The sequence below is a fragment of the Nocardiopsis sp. SBT366 genome, from assembly GCF_001083815.1.
GTDB classification, from domain to species: Bacteria; Actinomycetota; Actinomycetes; order Streptosporangiales; family Streptosporangiaceae; genus Nocardiopsis; species Nocardiopsis prasina.
Genome location: NZ_LAVM01000013.1, coordinates 71,622 through 86,638 on the forward strand (window position 1 = coordinate 71,622; position 15,017 = coordinate 86,638).

General features: G+C 71.4%; 13 protein-coding genes and 1 pseudogene. 9 read left to right on the forward strand and 5 right to left on the reverse strand.

What is annotated here, in order from left to right:
- Window positions 1-167: 167 nt before the first annotated feature.
- Window positions 168-995: an ion transporter gene (locus ADX84_RS06025; protein WP_156208033.1), complete on the forward strand. Its 828-nt coding sequence runs from the start codon at window positions 168-170 to the stop codon at window positions 993-995.
- Between the two features lie 140 nt (window positions 996-1,135).
- Here the strand turns inward: ADX84_RS06025 and ADX84_RS25310 are convergent, their stop codons facing one another.
- Window positions 1,136-1,411: a GntR family transcriptional regulator gene (locus ADX84_RS25310; RefSeq protein WP_026129477.1), complete on the reverse strand. Its 276-nt coding sequence runs from the start codon at window positions 1,409-1,411 to the stop codon at window positions 1,136-1,138.
- Between the two features lie 163 nt (window positions 1,412-1,574).
- On the opposite strand from ADX84_RS25310, the gene ADX84_RS06035 reads away from it, so the two are divergent.
- Both ADX84_RS06035 and ADX84_RS06040 read left to right on the forward strand, forming a co-directional pair.
- Window positions 1,575-1,763 (forward strand): hypothetical protein, encoded by a 189-nt coding sequence (locus tag ADX84_RS06035; RefSeq protein WP_049568783.1) that lies wholly within the window; start codon window positions 1,575-1,577, stop codon window positions 1,761-1,763.
- Window positions 1,760-2,230 (forward strand): hypothetical protein, encoded by a 471-nt coding sequence (locus ADX84_RS06040; RefSeq protein ID WP_234003852.1) that lies wholly within the window; start codon window positions 1,760-1,762, stop codon window positions 2,228-2,230. Before ADX84_RS06035 ends, ADX84_RS06040 begins: the two co-directional genes overlap by 4 nt.
- Window positions 2,231-2,323: 93 nt before the next feature.
- Here ADX84_RS06040 and helR read toward each other — a convergent pair whose 3' ends face one another.
- Window positions 2,324-4,501 (reverse strand): RNA polymerase recycling motor ATPase HelR, encoded by a 2,178-nt coding sequence (helR, locus tag ADX84_RS06045; RefSeq protein ID WP_049568786.1) that lies wholly within the window; start codon window positions 4,499-4,501, stop codon window positions 2,324-2,326.
- Window positions 4,502-5,061: 560 nt separating this feature from the next.
- On the opposite strand from helR, the gene ADX84_RS06050 reads away from it, so the two are divergent.
- Both ADX84_RS06050 and ADX84_RS06055 read left to right on the forward strand, forming a co-directional pair.
- The gene (locus tag ADX84_RS06050; RefSeq protein ID WP_049568789.1) at window positions 5,062-5,376 is read left to right on the forward strand and encodes a hypothetical protein; all 315 of its coding nucleotides are present in this window, start codon (window positions 5,062-5,064) and stop codon (window positions 5,374-5,376) included.
- Window positions 5,377-5,435: 59 nt separating this feature from the next.
- Window positions 5,436-5,738 (forward strand): putative quinol monooxygenase, encoded by a 303-nt coding sequence (locus ADX84_RS06055; protein WP_049568792.1) that lies wholly within the window; start codon window positions 5,436-5,438, stop codon window positions 5,736-5,738.
- A 5-nt stretch (window positions 5,739-5,743) separates the two neighbouring features.
- Here ADX84_RS06055 and ADX84_RS06060 read toward each other — a convergent pair whose 3' ends face one another.
- The 3 genes from ADX84_RS06060 to ADX84_RS06070 all read right to left on the reverse strand — a co-directional run bounded on the left by ADX84_RS06060 (window position 5,744) and on the right by ADX84_RS06070 (window position 10,764).
- Complete coding sequence (locus tag ADX84_RS06060) at window positions 5,744-7,972, reverse strand: tetratricopeptide repeat protein (protein WP_049568795.1); 2,229 nt, start codon at window positions 7,970-7,972, stop codon at window positions 5,744-5,746.
- Window positions 7,973-8,357: 385 nt separating this feature from the next.
- Complete coding sequence (locus ADX84_RS06065; protein ID WP_049568798.1) at window positions 8,358-9,473, reverse strand: hypothetical protein; 1,116 nt, start codon at window positions 9,471-9,473, stop codon at window positions 8,358-8,360.
- Window positions 9,474-9,579: 106 nt separating this feature from the next.
- Window positions 9,580-10,764: a DUF695 domain-containing protein gene (locus ADX84_RS06070; RefSeq protein WP_049568801.1), complete on the reverse strand. Its 1,185-nt coding sequence runs from the start codon at window positions 10,762-10,764 to the stop codon at window positions 9,580-9,582.
- 126 nt (window positions 10,765-10,890) lie between these two features.
- Between ADX84_RS06070 and mnmA the strand changes: the two genes are divergently transcribed.
- The 4 genes and pseudogenes from mnmA to ADX84_RS06090 all read left to right on the forward strand — a co-directional run.
- Complete coding sequence (gene mnmA, locus ADX84_RS06075) at window positions 10,891-11,994, forward strand: tRNA 2-thiouridine(34) synthase MnmA (protein ID WP_234003853.1); 1,104 nt, start codon at window positions 10,891-10,893, stop codon at window positions 11,992-11,994.
- 131 nt (window positions 11,995-12,125) lie between these two features.
- Window positions 12,126-12,683: a DedA family protein gene (locus ADX84_RS06080; protein ID WP_049568806.1), complete on the forward strand. Its 558-nt coding sequence runs from the start codon at window positions 12,126-12,128 to the stop codon at window positions 12,681-12,683.
- A gap of 421 nt (window positions 12,684-13,104) precedes the next feature.
- A complete protein-coding gene (locus ADX84_RS06085) occupies window positions 13,105-13,755 on the forward strand; it encodes an HAD family hydrolase (protein ID WP_049568810.1) in 651 nt (216 codons plus the stop codon).
- Between the two features lie 38 nt (window positions 13,756-13,793).
- Window positions 13,794-14,894: pseudogene (locus ADX84_RS06090) on the forward strand (methionine synthase); the annotation flags it as partial.
- Between the last annotated feature and the right edge of the window lie 123 nt (window positions 14,895-15,017).

Consider the following 15,017-nt stretch of genomic DNA (forward strand, 5'->3'; position numbering starts at 1 on the left):
GTTCGGGATTCCGCGCCAAGTATGGACGCGCTTGGAAGCGTCCGAAACGGCTTCGATATATTTGGGCGCGCCTGGTACTCATTCAAGGTGCCGGTGTGAGGGGGAAAGTGACGTTGCGGCGGGATCAGGTCACCCAGTTCGTGGAAAGCCGTGGGTTCTCCAACGCCATGCTTGCCGTGATTCTGGCCAATGCCGTCATATTGGGTTGGGCAACCTATGGGGGTTCTGCCCTTCCGTATCTCGAAGGCGTCGAGCGGTTCGTGATCGGCCTGTTCGTGGTCGAGATGTTCCTCAAGCTGTACGCCTGGCGCGGGGGCTTCTGGCGGGACGGCTGGAACTGGTTCGACTTCGCGGTGGTCGTGATCTCGCTGATTCCGGCGACCGGTCCCTTCGCGGTGCTGCGCATCCTCCGGGTCCTGCGCGTTCTGCGCGTGGTCACCGCGGTCCCGCAGATGCGCCAGATCATAGGCGCGCTCTTCAAGGCCGTCCCCGGCATGGGCACGGTGATCGGGCTGCTGCTCATCGTCGTCTACACGTCCGCGATCCTCGCCCAGCAGATGTTCGGTGAGACTGTCCCGGAGTTCTTCGGGAACCTCGGCACCACCCTGTACACGATGTTCCTGCTCATGACCACGGAGAACTGGCCGGACGTCTCGGACGCGGTGCTGGAGCACCATCCGTCCGCCTGGATCTTCTTCGTCATCTACATCGTGCTCACCGCGTTCATCATCCTGAACCTGGTGATCGGTGTGATCGTCACGTCGATGGAGCAGGAGTTCAGCAAGGGTCGCTGGGCGGAGGACCAGGAACTCGAACTGGTGCAGCACAACGCGGTCATGGACCGCCTCGCCGAGCTGGGCGAACAGGTGCGCCGACTCGAGGACCGCCTCGGGGCGGAGGGCGGCGACGCTCAGGACGCCACTGCCAAGGTCTCCGTCGGGGACGGCGGGGATCCACCGTCCGGCCAGGAGTCCTCGGGGGGCGGCTCGGGCTGACCCGGCTCCGCTCCCGGTCAGGTCAGGGCGGTGGTTCGTGTTGGCACCCTCGCCTTGAGCGATGGAAGGGCCGGAGCGTCAGGGGGAGATTTTTGGAGATCCGTCCCAATCTCCTTCCGCTCCCTCACCTCCTGACGTTGTCAGTCGCGAGGGAGGACAAAGGCTCCCTTGCCGTTGACGATGCGAACATAGCCGCGTTCCTCGAGAAAGCCAGTCGTCTTTCGGACGGTCCCTCGTGCCAGGCCGAACTCCTGGACGAGTCCGGTGATGCTCGGGATCTGCCTGTTTGGTGGATAGTCGCCACGCTCGATCCGCGCGATCAGTACGGCGGCCAGCTGTAGCCACACAGGATCTGGACCTTCGTAGTCCAACTCGCTATCGGCGTTGTAACCAGCGGGAATGCTCGCTTCTGCCATGTACCCGAGGCTGGCATGCAGTGGTCAAGCTAGTTTGTCTGGGGCAGGCTATGGCCAGGCATGGCATGGTCAAGGTATGGTTACATGCACCTGAACTAGAAACCCCGGCGACGTGCGGACACACGCCCCGGGGCCATGGCCGACCTGAAGAAAGCAGGACGACATGCAGATCCTACTGGGCCTCCTGGCCGTGCTCGCCGTACCCGTGCGGCTCGCACGCCCGACGCGCGGCCTCCACACCTCCCCCTACGGCTTCACCCGGGGACTGGTCGCCGAACTGCGACGACGCTCCCGACGGGTGCGTCGGTACGCGGACACCCTCCCCGAGGCCGTGAGGGTGTGCTGCGCGTGAACGCCCCCACCCCGTTCGGGTCCGGAACCCGTCACCGTCTCCCGCAGCGCACCGCTGCCAAGCACCACTCGCGGCAGTCACTCCGCTCCGGATCCGGCCCCAGCGCCGACGATCTGGTCGCGGAGATCCAAAGGGTCCTCGACAACCCGGGGCGGCCCGCGCACGCGACCCGCACCCTCGCGCGGGCGGATCTGCTGTTCTCCGAACTGGATCGCCTGATCATCTCCGGTGGGCTCCTGCCGAGGACCTGGCGGGCGTCCTCGCACCCCTTCGAGGCCCGCGTGCGTCACGGGATCGCTCACGAGTACGCGACCCAGTGCTACGACACGGTGAGCGAGGAGTTGAGGGAGACAGGGGGAGTGGTCGTCGCGTGGCGGGCGCTCCGTGCGGCGGCTCGGGCCTGGGAGCGGCTGGACAGGGCCCTGACGGAACGCGCTCCGCTCCCCGAACCCTGGAACCGCGAATAGCCCATGTCCCGGGGTGAACCGCCCCGGGCCCACCGCGACCCGCGCCGGTTGGGCGGTACCCAGCCGCCCGACCGGCGCTCCTGCTGCTCCGGGTCAGGGGCCGGTCAGGACGACCAGCTGCCGGGTCGCTCGGGTCATCGCGACGTAGCGGTCGACGGCCCCCTCCACACCTTCCCCGAAGCGCTCCGGGTCGACGAGGACGACCAGGTCGAACTCGAGCCCCTTCGCGAGTTGCGGGGTGAGTGAGCGGACCCTCGCCGTGGCCCGGAACGCGGGGTCGCCGATGACACAGGCGGTTCCCTCGGCGTTCTCGGCGAGCCAGGAGTCGAGGACCGCGTCCAGTTCCGTGCGCTGCCCGTGCTGGACGGGCACTCCGCCGCCGCGGATGGAGGTCGGGACGTTGGCGTCCGGCAGTACGGCGCGGATGACCGGCTCGGCCTCCGCCATGACCTCCTCCGGGGTCCGGTAGTTGACGCTCAGGGACGCGAGGGTGACCCGGTCCAAGCCCACGCGCTCCAGGCGTTCGTGCCACGACTCGGCCCGGCCCTGTCCGTCGGTGAAACCGTGCCGGGCCTGGGCCCGGTCGCCGACGATGGTGAAGCTCCTGGACGGGCACCGCAGCAGCAGCATCCGCCACTCCGCGTCGGTCAGCTCCTGGGCCTCGTCGACCACGATGTGCGCGAACGGCCCGGCGAGAAGGTCGGGGTCGGTGCCGGGCAGCCCGTCCTCGTCGATGAGGGTGTCCTGGAGGTCCCGGTGGTTCAGCATCGTCACCAGCCCCTCCCCGTCGTCGTCGGCCTCCAGCAGGTTCTCGATCACGGACGACCTGCGCTCGTGCTCGGCGGCGACGGAGGCCGCTCTACGGCGCCTGCGTTCGGAGGCCTTCGGGTCGCCGAGCCGCTGGCGGGCCGCGTCGAGGAAGGGGAGGTCGGAGACCGTCCAGGCCTGGGCGTCCTCGCGCTGGAGCCTCCTGACCTGGTCAGTCTCCAGCCAGGGCGCGCACAGCCGCAGGTAGGCGGGGACGGACCACAGATCCCCGACCAGGTCGGTCGGTTCCAAAAGCGGCCAGGACCGGTGCAGGGTGTCGAGCAGCTCGCCGTCCCGCAGCAGCGTCCCCTTCAGCATCGGCGGGCTGATCTCCTCGTCGTGCCGGTCGGCCACCTGGTCCGAGAGGATCTCCACCAGCTCGTCGAGGATGTGCTCCCGGGCGTCGTTGTGCGCGACGCCCGGGTCCACCGACCCGAACGCCTCGGCCCAGTCGGCCGCGCTCAGCCAGAGGTCGCACCAGGGGGTCGAGACCGTCATCCCCGCCTTGGGCGGCCGTTCGTAGAACCGGACCGCCGGTTCGATCGCGCCCACCAGGTCCACGGACTCCTTCAGCCGCGCTGCCTCGGGATCGGTCTCGGTCCTCGTGGTGCGGCCCTCGGGTACGAGGTCGCGCACCGTGCAGGTCTGGACGCCCTCTTCGCCAAGACTGGGCAGGACGTCGGCGACGTAGGCCAGGTACGGCTGGTGGGGGCCGACGAACAGGACACCGCCCCGGCGGTGGCCCAGACGCGAGTCCGAGTAGAGAAGGTGGGCGGTGCGGTGCAGGGCGACCACGGTCTTGCCCGTCCCCGGGCCGCCGTCGACCACGAGGGCGCCGCTCGCCCCGGCGCGGACGATGGCGTCCTGGTCTGCCTGGATGGTGCTGAGCACGTCGCGCATCCGGCCCGAACGGTTGGCGCCCAGGCTGGCGATGAAGGCGGACTGGTCGTCGAGCGCGGCGTGGCCCTCGAAGCCGTCCTCCGTGAACACCTCGTCCCAGTAGTCGCTGACGTGGCCGAGGTTCCAGCGGTACCGGCGGCGGCTGGCCAGGCCCATCGGGTTGGCGTGGGTGGCCGCGAAGAAGGGTTCGGCGGCGGGGGAGCGCCAGTCGATCAGCAGGCGCTCGCCCTCTTCGTCGGTGAGACCGAGCCGCCCGACGTAGACGGGTTCGAGGTCGTCCGCGCCGACCATGCGTCCCAGGCACAGGTCCGAACCGAACCGCCGCAGCGTGCGCAGGCGGGAGGAGAGCCGGTGCACCTCCATGTCCCGGTCCATGACCTCGCGCACCTTGCCCGTGGGTGCCCTGCGTCGTTCGTCCAGTCGGTCGGAGAGGTCGACGACGGACCGTTCGAGGGTGTCCCGGATGGCCGCGAGGTGCCGCTCGTCGTCGGACACCAGGGCCGGGTCGGCCTTGGGAGAGAGGTGGTCGGGCAGCTCGAAGACGCTTCTGGCCTGCTGTTTCACAACGTCCCCCGTGTCGTTGGTTCTGCTCACGGTCGACCATTCTGAGGGGAGAAGGGGGTCTTGCGGCAAGCCCCGGGGTGAGCTATAAGTTGAGAGTGGCAGGGAGTGTCCTTGGACCCCCGAAGCCCCTTCTGAACCGTCCTCCGTCGGTCGCACGACGTGGCAGGACACGGACCTCCGGTGAACCCGCGCCCCGGCGCGCGCCTCGTGATGCCCGCCCGAGCACCGCACGTACCGAGCAGCGCACGGTCGGCCCGTCAAGGGCCCCGGTGGGCGGCCCCAGCTCCGGACCGCCCACCCGGACCGAACCCGAGAACGGGCTCACTGAGCGCTCTCGGACAGAGCCCGAACCGGTCCGGGGTGGGGGCGCCGATCGGAGTGTCCGTTTAGGGTGGGAACATCCTGTGTAGCGCTGGGCGTCTGTTTGGTGGCGAGAAGGTTCTGGGTCGGCCTCGATCTTGGGTTTTCTCTGTTCTCCGAGGCGAAAGCGGTATAGGAACGACGGGGACGGAAGGCCAGCGGGCCGCTGTGTGCCCCTGCTTGAAGAGAGAGCGACATCGATGCACGTTGAGCCCGAAGACGACGGCCGGACCTCCAGGCAACGGGACCGGGACCGCAAGTACCGGGAGCACGTCGCCAGAGTCCAGCGCCGGGACCGGCTCGACAGCTGCGTCACCGACGTGCGGCTGATCTACCAGGGCCTGCGGCACCGCGCCGAGCGCGGCTCCCTGGAGTGGAGCGAGTTCGACCGGCTCTGGCGCTACCACGGAGAGGTCGAGAAGACCGTCTCCCAGTTCACCGCCGCCGAACAGGACCAGATCCTGGAGGAGTACCCGAGGCTCGCCGCGCAACTGAGGTCCGAGTACCGGCTCTGAGCGCGCCGGGCCCGTGTCGCCCGGGCAGACGCGAGGGGGACGTCGGTAGTGTGCCGTCCATGACCTTCGCGAACGTCGGCACCCTGGAGACCGCCCCGGGCAGGCGGGACGAGGTCGTGGCCGTCCTGACCCGACCCAACCCCGAACTGCGTGCGGCCGGTTGCCTGTCGTACGAGGTGGGCGTCGACGACGCCGCCCCGGACACGGTGTTCGTCATCGAACTCTGGGAGTCGGAGCGCGCGCACCGCGCCTCCCTCGAGCTCTCCAGCGTCCGGGCCGCCATAGCCGAGGCCCGGCCCCTGCTGAGCGGCCGGACCACCGGGGATCGCTTCACCGTGGTCGGTTCGCCCCTGCATGACTGAGGCGCTCAGATCCAGGACTGGTTGAGGGCCTGCGGGCCGGTGGGCTCGTCGTTGGGGTCGACCTCGTGGTTGCCTCCGTTTCCGTTGGTCCCGTCCTCGCGCGCGCCGCTGTCGGGGTCGCGGTCGCTGGGGTGGCTCCGCGCGCGGGAGCGCAGCTCGCGGCGCAGCCTCTCCAGCTGACGCAGGCTGGACAGGGTGTCGGGGTGTTCGGGTCCCTGTACGCGGCGGCGGTCCGCCACCAGGTCCTCCAGAGCGCGGACGGCACCGCCGGTGTCGTGCGCGCGCGCCTGCCAGCACGCCAGGTTGTGCCTGCTGGTCAGTGTGCCGGGATGGTCCGCGCCCAGCACCTCCTCCTGGACCTCGACGAGTTCGCGGAGATCGCTCACCGCTCCCTCCGGGTCCCCCGCGACACCGCGCCAGTGGGCGAGGTTGTGCAGGGTGCTGAGCGTGTTGGGGTGGTCGGGCCCCAGGTGCTCGCGCTGGTCGGTCAGGAGCGAGCGGGAGGCGTGCACCGCCGTGGGCAGGTCTCCGGACTCGGCCTGGCACACCGCCAGGTTGCCCCGCGTGCTCAGGGTCTCCACCCGGTCCGAGCCCACCACGCGGTCCAGGTCCGCGAGGAGTCTCCGGTAGAGGGTGATCGCCCCGGCGGTGTCGCCCGCCTGCGCGCGGAGGTAGGCCAGCCCGTGCCGGGTGCGCAGCGTGTCCAGGTGGTCGGGGCCCAGGACCCGGAGCTGGCGTTCGTAGTGGTCCTCGAAGGCGCGTTGGGCCTGTGAGAGGTCGGCGGTCGCGCCCGTCCAGTAGGCGAGTGGGTCCGTGATGACGGGTGACCCGCCCCGGCCGCCGTGCCGGAAGAAGTTCCCCGTCTGCTCGGTCCGGTTGACCGGTGCGGGTTCCAGGGTGTGCGCGACCGCCTCGGTCAGCACCTCCCAGTACGTCACGGCCCATTCCACCTGCCGGGACGAGTCGAGGCCGCTCCCGGCGCGGAACAGCACCGGGTGGATGCCCTCCTCCCACAGCCAGCTCCACACCCGGACCCGTCCCGTGGTGCGCTCGCGCAGCACGGCGGTGTTCGAGCGCAGACGGCGGCCCAGGGCGGAGTCGCGGGCGGTGTCCGGCCACACGTCCACCAGCCCGTCGGCGATGGCACGGACCGCTTCCCTGGTGGGCCTGGTGCGGGTGTGTTCGAGGGTGGCGCGCTGGGTGAGGTGGTGGGCGCCGATCACCAGAGGCGTGTCCCGGGCCACGAGGTTGAGGCGCTCCAGTGAGGCCAGCGCGAGGCGGACCTCGTGGCGGCTCAGGGTGCGCGCGGGGAAGGTGCGCCGCCCCAGGTAGGTGCGGACCGGGCGGGAGACGGCGACCTGTTCCGGTGTCGCGGCGGAGTCCAGGAGGGCGATCAGCCCCATGAGGGGGCGGGCCACCCCCTCGGGGCGGTGGGCGTCGGCGCGTTCCACGGCCAGCTCCCACGTGGCGGAGACCGGGGAGTCGGTGTCCCACTGGGGGAAGGACTCCCCGCGCTCGGCCGCGCGGCGGTGAAACAGGGCCAGGTAGGCGGCGGGGGAGAGCTGGAGGTCGGCCATGTACGCGGTCGCCTGGGAGAGGGCCAGGGGCAGGTGGTCGAGGGCGGCCGCGAGCTGGCGCAGTTCGTCGCCGGTGTGCGCGATCCCGGCTTCCACGAGTGCGGCCCGAAGGTAGCCGCCCGCCTCCGCCTCGGAGAACCCGGGGACGGTGTGCGGGGGGTGCCCGTGCGGGGCGAGGTCGTGGCGGGTGGTGACGAGCATCCGGCCGTGGGCGCGCTCCGGCGGCGGCCACAGGTCCTCGACCTCGGCCGGGTCGGCGAGGTCGTCCCACACCACCAGCCAGCGGTGCTCCTCGGCGTCCACGGGGTCGTGCAGCCAGGACAGGAACTGCCCGGCGGCGAGCTCGGGGTCGTCGGGGACCCGGGCGAACAGCTGCCGGGCGGCCTGTGCGTAGGCGAACACGACCCCGTCCCGGGTGGTGGCGTCCGCCCACAGCAGGACCTCGGGGCGCTGGTTCGGCACGGGGTGGCCGCTGAGGAACCGGGCGTGGTGGGCGGCGAGCTGGGACTTGCCGACCCCGCTCCCACCGGACAGCACCTGGTGCGCGGCGGGGAAGCCGAACCCGCCCAGGGCCTCCTCAAGGGTGTCGGAGAGGGCACGCCGCCGGTGGTGTTCGGCGGGTTCCGGTACCAACCCCACGCTGATCGGCCAGTTCACCGGGTTTCGGCTGGTGTGGAAGTCAGTTCCAGAGGTTGGCGTGCCCGTAGGGACGGGGTGGTCGGGGCGTGGGCCGAGGTGGTGGTCCTCCGCGGCCTTGCCGTTGCCGTGTTCGTGGCCAGAGCTCAACAGCCACACCCTTCCCGGGGTCCGAGGGAGTCGCGCGCCCAGCGTGCTTACGTGTCGTATGCCCCGATCGGGACTCGGGAACCCCGGGGGCAAAGGGGTTTCGGTCGATCCAGTTCCCATCACGGAGGGGAGTCAACCCCGTCGTTTGCGCTATCCCAGGTCAGTGGTTCGAAGGAGGCTCGCGGTGACGGTTGGGGTTTCGGGGAACTCTTCGTGAACGAGGGCGTCCGCCCGCTCCCCCGGGCGCTCCGTGGGCTCAGCCCCGGAGGACCTCCTCGATCAGGGCGTCGCGTTCACCGGCCGTCTCGGCGCGCAGGGCGTTGGCCACGGCGAACAGCTGTTCCGGTGCGACGGTGCCGCTGGGGTGCACGCTCGCGATGGCCCCGTCGTCCAGGCGTGTGCGGACCTCGCTCAGGTGGGGGCCGTACCCGTTGTCCGTGCCACGGTGAACGACCACCATGGAGTCCTGTTCGGAGCACTCCACACCGGGGAAGCCGCAGCCGTCGTGGATGCCCGACGCCCGCTGCTCCGGGGTCCAGCTCAGCACGTGCAGGGACTTCGGCGAGTTCTCCACGGGCCGGTCAGAGCCAATGCCCGGTCCCGCCGCGACCTCCCTGGTGGCAGCCGATGACCCCTCGGGGCCGTCCAGGGCCGGGGCAGCGCCGCCCTCCGAGCGCGGCGGGACCTTGCGCTCCGGCTCCGTGCCGAGGGGGTCGGCCTCCTCCCCGGCCACGTAGGTCATCCGTAGGCCGCCGTGCACCTCGTGGACCCGGACCGGCGACCACTTCGGGTGGTCCAGGACCGCGATCGTGTGCCCGAACCCGCTGATCTGGCTGATCGATCGCCGTTCGGTGGACCGGTCACGGGTGTGGTCCGCGGCCATCGGCAGCAGCAGGAGTCCCGCGGCGGCCACCGCCACTCCGGGCAGGACACCGTGCCGGTGGCGTCCGCGGCCGAACACGACGCACGCACCGAGCGCGGCCGTGGCCACGACGGCGCTGACCACGGCGCCGTTGACCTGGGAGTCGCCCGGTACGGGGGCGAACGTTGGCGACAGGAGCCTCATCACCAGGGGAGTGGCCAGGGAGGTCCCCGCCACCAGACAGGCGCACAGGGCCGGGTGACGCACCCCCGCGCCGCCGAGCAGGCCAGCGGCGATCAGCACCATCAGCACCGCGCCGCCAACCGCCACCGGGGTGACCAGCAGGGTTTCGAGTTCCGGCCGTCCCAGGTCCAGGCCGAGGGCCAGCTCCCACACGGCGACGGGGAACAGCGACATCAGCGGCGCGCCCACCAGGCACACGAAGAGGATCGCGCCGACCGCGGCGACCCGGGGTCGGCCCGTTGGCGCTCGTGTGAGCACGCCCTCCATCAGACCCGAACCATCCTCCTACGCGGGGACGCCACGTTACGCCTGTCGTCGCTCGGACGCCAGGTGCGAGAACCAGGTTTGGCCCCCGCAGGCGGTCCGTCCGGTCTCAGTGCCCCAGTTTGCGTACGTACGGGCGCCTGGCCTGGTCGAACTGCTGCCACCTGGGGTCCAGCTGGGTGCGCAGCTGCACCTTGCCCTCGGGCCACTCCATGAGGAGGTGCTCGAACTCGGGCAGCACCCCGGAGTCCGGATCGAGGTAGTAGACGTACATCCGCTGCCCGGCGACGGTCTGCTGCATGAACAGCGCGCCGTTGTCACCGAGCAGGCCGGACACCCGGGCCTCCAGGTCGGCGAGCGACACGAGGGAGGTCTCCTGGGGGAGCCGGTCGGCGTCGGCGTCCGCGTACGGAACCAGTACCTGGACGAACAGGGACAGGGCGGGGAAGTCGCGGCGGGTCACGGGGTGCCGGACCAGGACCTCGATCGGGCCCTGCAAGGGAAGTCTGCCGTGCAGCGTCACCCAGCCGTCGGTCCCGCCGAGGAGGTCGCCCATCTGCTTGGCCACGGCCGGCATGGAGGTCGGCGGAAGCGGGTCCATGGGCCGCTCGTCCAGCGACGTCACCTTCCCGACCCAGCGCACGAACTGGTCCTCGCCCAGGGCCAGCAGCGTCACGTGCTCGGCGACCGCCTGACGGGTCTCGCCGGACAGGAACATGTTGTCCGGGTGGTAGACACCCACCTCGATCCTGCTCGTGCCCTGGTTGACGCGCATGGACACGGACACGTGGGACAGGTCCAGCTCGTGGTCGTCCCAGCGCACGGTGTTGCCGAGCTGGTCGTGGTCGGCGGGGCGGACCGGCAGGAACCGCCACTCGGAGTCCTCGGGGGCCGACCGGGACCAGCGCTCGGACTGGACGCGCGCCTCCTCGGAGACACCGGGGCGCAGGGTCAGCGCGTAGGAGGGAGCGTCGGTGAGCTTGGAGGGGTCGTCCAGGGCCGCGAGCTGTTCCAGGAGCTTGGCCGGGTCGACGTCGGCCGACAGGTCGAGGTCCTCCAGCCCGCCCTGCGGCTGGGGCGCGGGCCCCACCTCCCAGTCCAGATCCGGATGGATCGCCTTCACCAGTGCGGAGACCCGCTCGGCCACCTCTGCGGGGGCCGGGGCGTCGGACTCGACGGACTCGGCCAGGGGCGAGCGCACGGTGGGCCAGGCGTCCCAGAAGGCCGTGACAGCGGCCGTGGACGCGTTGGAGTCGGAGGAGTCGGCGGAGCGGCGACGACGGAACAGAGCCATGCACATGATTTTCGCAGAACCAGACGACCACCCTCGCCCCCCGGGGCGGGCGCGTCCCAGAGCACACCGTCGGGTGGGCCCGTGCGTGGCACCCTCCTCCGCGGGGCGCATAGGCTGGAGGGCGTTATGACTTTGCGTGTACTGGCCGCCATGTCCGGCGGGGTCGATTCCGCGGTAGCCGCGGCCCGTGTGGCCGAGGCGGGGTACGACGTCACCGGCGTTCACCTGGCCCTTTCCAAGAACCCACAGTCCTACCGCACCGGCGCCCGGGGCTGCTGCACGGTGGAGGACTCCCACGACGCCCGGCGGGCGGCGGACGTCATCGGCATCCCCTTCTACGTGTGGGACATGTCGGAGGAGTTCGACCGCGAGGTGGTCCAGGACTTCGTCGCCGAGTACGAGGCGGGAAACACCCCGAACCCGTGCCTGCGGTGCAACGAGAAGATCAAGTTCGAGGCGGTGCTGGACCGGGCCGTCGCGCTGGGCTTCGACGCCGTCGCCACCGGGCACCACGTCCGCAAGGTCGACGGCCGTCTGGTGCGCAGCGTCGACGAGGGCAAGGACCAGTCGTACGTGCTGGGCGTGCTCAACGCCGAACAGCTCGACCACGCGATGTTCCCGCTCGGCGACTGCACCAAGGACGAGGTGCGGGCCGAGGCCGAGCGCCGTGGGCTCTCGGTGGCGGACAAGCCGGACAGCCACGACATCTGCTTCATCGCCGACGGCGACACCGCCGGGTTCCTGAACCGGCGCCTGGGCGAGAAGCCGGGTCCGATCCAGGACGAGGACGGCAACGTGGTGGGCACCCACCAGGGGTCGCACGCGTTCACGATCGGCCAGCGCAAGGGCCTCGGGCTGGGCGGCGCACCGAACCCTCGGTACGTGCTGTCCATCGAGCCGGTGAACAACACGGTGACCGTGGGTCCGCGCGAGGCTCTTCGGGTCGACGAGATCGTCGGGACGCGACCGGTCTGGAGCGGCGGCGGTCCGCTGACCGAGCCCACCGACTGCCACGTCCAGCTGCGGGCGCACGGCGAGGTGTACGCGGCCACGGTCGTCCAGCGTGAGGCCGAGGACGGTCCGGAGCTGCTGGTCCGTCTGGTCGAGCCCGCGCGCGGCGTCGCGTCAGGCCAGGCCGTGGTGGTCTACGACGGCGACACCGTGCTGGGATCGGCGACCATCCGGTCGACCGCGCGTTCGGAGGCGGCCCGGGGAGCCGCGTCGGCGTGACCTTCGGTGGTCGAACACCGGTGAAACCGTCACAGTAGGACACATAACACGCGCTTTCTCGCCCGCGACCCTTGCCGAAGTTAGGTAAGGCAATGCAAAGTTGTGGGGTCAAGGTGTAAGGGGTCCGGTCCATGCCGCAGTTCGCGTTTCTCGAGGGTCAGCCCTTCTGGGTGATCTACTGCACCCTGCTCGTGGTGATCCTGCTGCGCGCCCCCGCGACCTACTGGATCGGCCGGGGGCTGGGCGCCGGGGTCACCCGCAGCCGCATGGGTGAGCGCCTCGGCCCGAAGCTCGACGCCGCCAAGCGGCGCATCGACCGCTACGGCGCGCCCGTGGTCACGCTCAGCTTCTTCACCGTGGGCATGCAGACGGCGATCAACTTCTCCGCCGGCGCCGTGCGGATGCGCTTCCCCCGCTACTTCGCCGCCGTCTTCGTGGGCGGTCTGGCCTGGGCGGGCCTGTGGGGCGTGGTGATCGCCGGACTGGTCGGCACCTGGCTGGAACTCTTCCTCAAGTCCCCGTGGACGGCGGTGGGCGTGGTCGCGGCCGCCGTCGTGGCGGTGACCGTGCTGGTGGTGCGCTCGCGCGTGGCCAACCGCTCCCGTGACACCGAGGGGACGCCGGACGCGGAGCCGGTCCGCGTCGGCGAGGCCGCCGAGCGAGTCGACCCGGACTCCCCCCGCACCTGAGCCCCCGCGCTCTGCGGACACGGTCCGGGCGGAAGGCGGTAGCGAGATCGCTGACCTCCGCCCACTGCGAAACATCCGGATTCCCACCGCACCTGAGCCCCCGCGCTCTGCGGACACGGTCCGGGCGGAAGGCGGTAGCGAGATCGCTGACCCCCGCGCACCGCGAAACCCCCGGGCCTCCGCGCTCCGCGAAACCCTCACACCCCCCTGACCCCGCGCCCCGTGAGCACGGTTCGGGCGGAACACGGAACCGACTGACCCCCGGGGCCTCCGCGTACTCCGACAACCCCCGGGGGCCTCGCGCTCTGCGGACACGGTCCGGGCGGAGCGCGCAACCGGGATCGCTGACCCCCGCGCACCGCGAACACTCCGTGGGGGACCGAGCCGCCCCCGAGCCTCCCGCGCCCTCTAGCGTGGGGGCATGCGTATCTCTGTTGACGCCGTTCTCTTCGACATCGACGGCACTCTCGTGGACTCCACCGGCGCCGTCGAGCGGACCTGGCGCCTGTGGGGCGAGGCCCACGGCATCGACCCGGAGGAGATCCTCGCCGTCTCCCACGGCAGGCGCTCCGAGGACACCATCGCGATGTTCCTCCCCCAGGACCAGGTGGCGGACGCCGCCGCCGAACTGGAGGAGCTGGAGCTGGCCGACCTCGACGGCGTGACCGCCCTGCCCGCCACCCGCGAACTCCTCACCGCGCTGCCCACCGAGCGCTGGGCCGCCGTCACCTCGGGCTCACGCAGGCTCATGCGCACCCGCCTGGAGGCAGCGGGCCTGCCCGTCCCCGAGGTGCTCGTCACCGCCGACGACGTCACCGAGGGCAAACCCCACCCCCAGGGCTACCTCCGGGCCGCCGCCGGGCTCGGCTTCGACCCCGCACGCTGCCTCGTGGTGGAGGACGCACCCGCCGGGGTCCGCGCGGGCCTGGCCTCCGGCGCCGCCGTGCTGGCCGTGGCCACCTCCCACAGCCGCACCGACCTGGAGGGGCTCGGCGCCACCGAGCTCGTCGACAACCTCACCTTCTGCACGCTGGAGACCACCCGCGGCGAACTGGTCCTGAGTACCCCCTGACTCCACAGGCGAGCCGAGACGGGCCGGTTGCCCTAACCTTGGGCAACGTGAGTCAACAGCAGCCCCAACCCTGGCCCGTCGCGTCCGCAACCGGAGTCGGTTCCTGGCCGGGGGAGGACCCCGACGAGGCCATGAGGACCATCGTCGGCGAGCTCCCCGACCTCCCGCACCTGCCCGAGCTCCCCGCGCGGGGAGTCGGCGCCGACATGATCGGGCGCGCCGCGGGCCTCCTCGTCGACCTGCCCGTCGAGGTCCAGCCCACCGGATGGCGGGTGGTGGACACCCCCGGCCGCGACCTTGCCCGCGCCGGAAGCTTCCTCTCCTACGACCTGGACGCGCTCACCGAGCACCTCCACGCCTATGAGGGCCCGCTCAAGGTGCAGGTGGCCGGGCCCTGGACCCTGGCCGCCGCGATCGAGCTCCGCAACGGGCAGCGCGTGGTCTCCGATTCCGGCGCCCACCGCGACCTCGCCGAGTCCCACCTGGAGGGGGTCCTCGCGCACGTCGCCGACGTGCGACGCCGCGTCCCGGGTGCCCGGGTGCTCGTCCAGGTGGACGAGCCCTCCCTGCCCGCCGTGCTGATGGGCAGCCTGCCCACCGCCAGCGGTCTCAGTGTCCTGCGCGCTGTGGACCGCGTCCGGGTCGAGGCGGTCCTGCGCACCCTGTTCGCCGCGATCGACGGTGCCGGCGCCGTGCCCGCCGCGCACTGCTGCGCGGCGGGGGCACCCATCGACCTCCTGCGTCGAAGCGGTGCCCGGGCCCTGAGCATGAACGCGCGCCTGCTCGGGCGGGCGCACGACGAGATGGTCGGCGACGCCGTCGAGTCGGGTGTCGGCCTCCTCCTCGGGGTCGTCCCCTCGACGGACCAGCCCGAATCCGGCCCCGCCGGGGCCTCCGGAACCGCCGCCGACGCCGCCACGGCCGCCGCCCGCAGGTCCCCCGGAATGTCGGACCCGGCGACTATCGTCGACCCCGTAAGAGAGCTTTGGAACCGGTTGGGATTCAGCCCTGACCTGCTGTCCCGGGTGGTCGTCACCACGCCCACCTGCGGGCTGGCGGGGGCCTCCCCCCGGCACGCCAGGGCCGCCCTGGAAGCTGCCCGGGGCGGGGCACGGGTCCTGCGGGACGAACCCCGCAGGCGCGACCTTGCCCGCGCCGGAAGCTTCCTCTCCTACGACCTGGACGCGCTCACCGAGCACCTCCACGCCTATGAGGGCCCGCTCAAGGTGCAGGTGGCCGGGCCCTGCACCCTGGCCGCCGCG

Bases quoted from the DNA above. Each gene is read 5' to 3' on its own strand.
- ADX84_RS06025 (WP_156208033.1), top strand. From the start codon at position 168: ATGCTTGCCGTGATTCTGGCCAATGCCGTCATATTGGGTTGGGCAACC.
- ADX84_RS25310 (WP_026129477.1), bottom strand. From the start codon at position 1,411: ATGGCAGAAGCGAGCATTCCCGCTGGTTACAACGCCGATAGCGAGTTG.
- ADX84_RS06035 (WP_049568783.1), top strand. From the start codon at position 1,575: ATGCAGATCCTACTGGGCCTCCTGGCCGTGCTCGCCGTACCCGTGCGG.
- ADX84_RS06050 (WP_049568789.1), top strand. From the start codon at position 5,062: ATGCACGTTGAGCCCGAAGACGACGGCCGGACCTCCAGGCAACGGGAC.
- ADX84_RS06055 (WP_049568792.1), top strand. From the start codon at position 5,436: ATGACCTTCGCGAACGTCGGCACCCTGGAGACCGCCCCGGGCAGGCGG.
- ADX84_RS06065 (WP_049568798.1), bottom strand. From the start codon at position 9,473: ATGGAGGGCGTGCTCACACGAGCGCCAACGGGCCGACCCCGGGTCGCC.
- ADX84_RS06070 (WP_049568801.1), bottom strand. From the start codon at position 10,764: ATGGCTCTGTTCCGTCGTCGCCGCTCCGCCGACTCCTCCGACTCCAAC.
- mnmA (WP_234003853.1), top strand. From the start codon at position 10,891: ATGACTTTGCGTGTACTGGCCGCCATGTCCGGCGGGGTCGATTCCGCG.
- ADX84_RS06080 (WP_049568806.1), top strand. From the start codon at position 12,126: ATGCCGCAGTTCGCGTTTCTCGAGGGTCAGCCCTTCTGGGTGATCTAC.
- ADX84_RS06085 (WP_049568810.1), top strand. From the start codon at position 13,105: ATGCGTATCTCTGTTGACGCCGTTCTCTTCGACATCGACGGCACTCTC.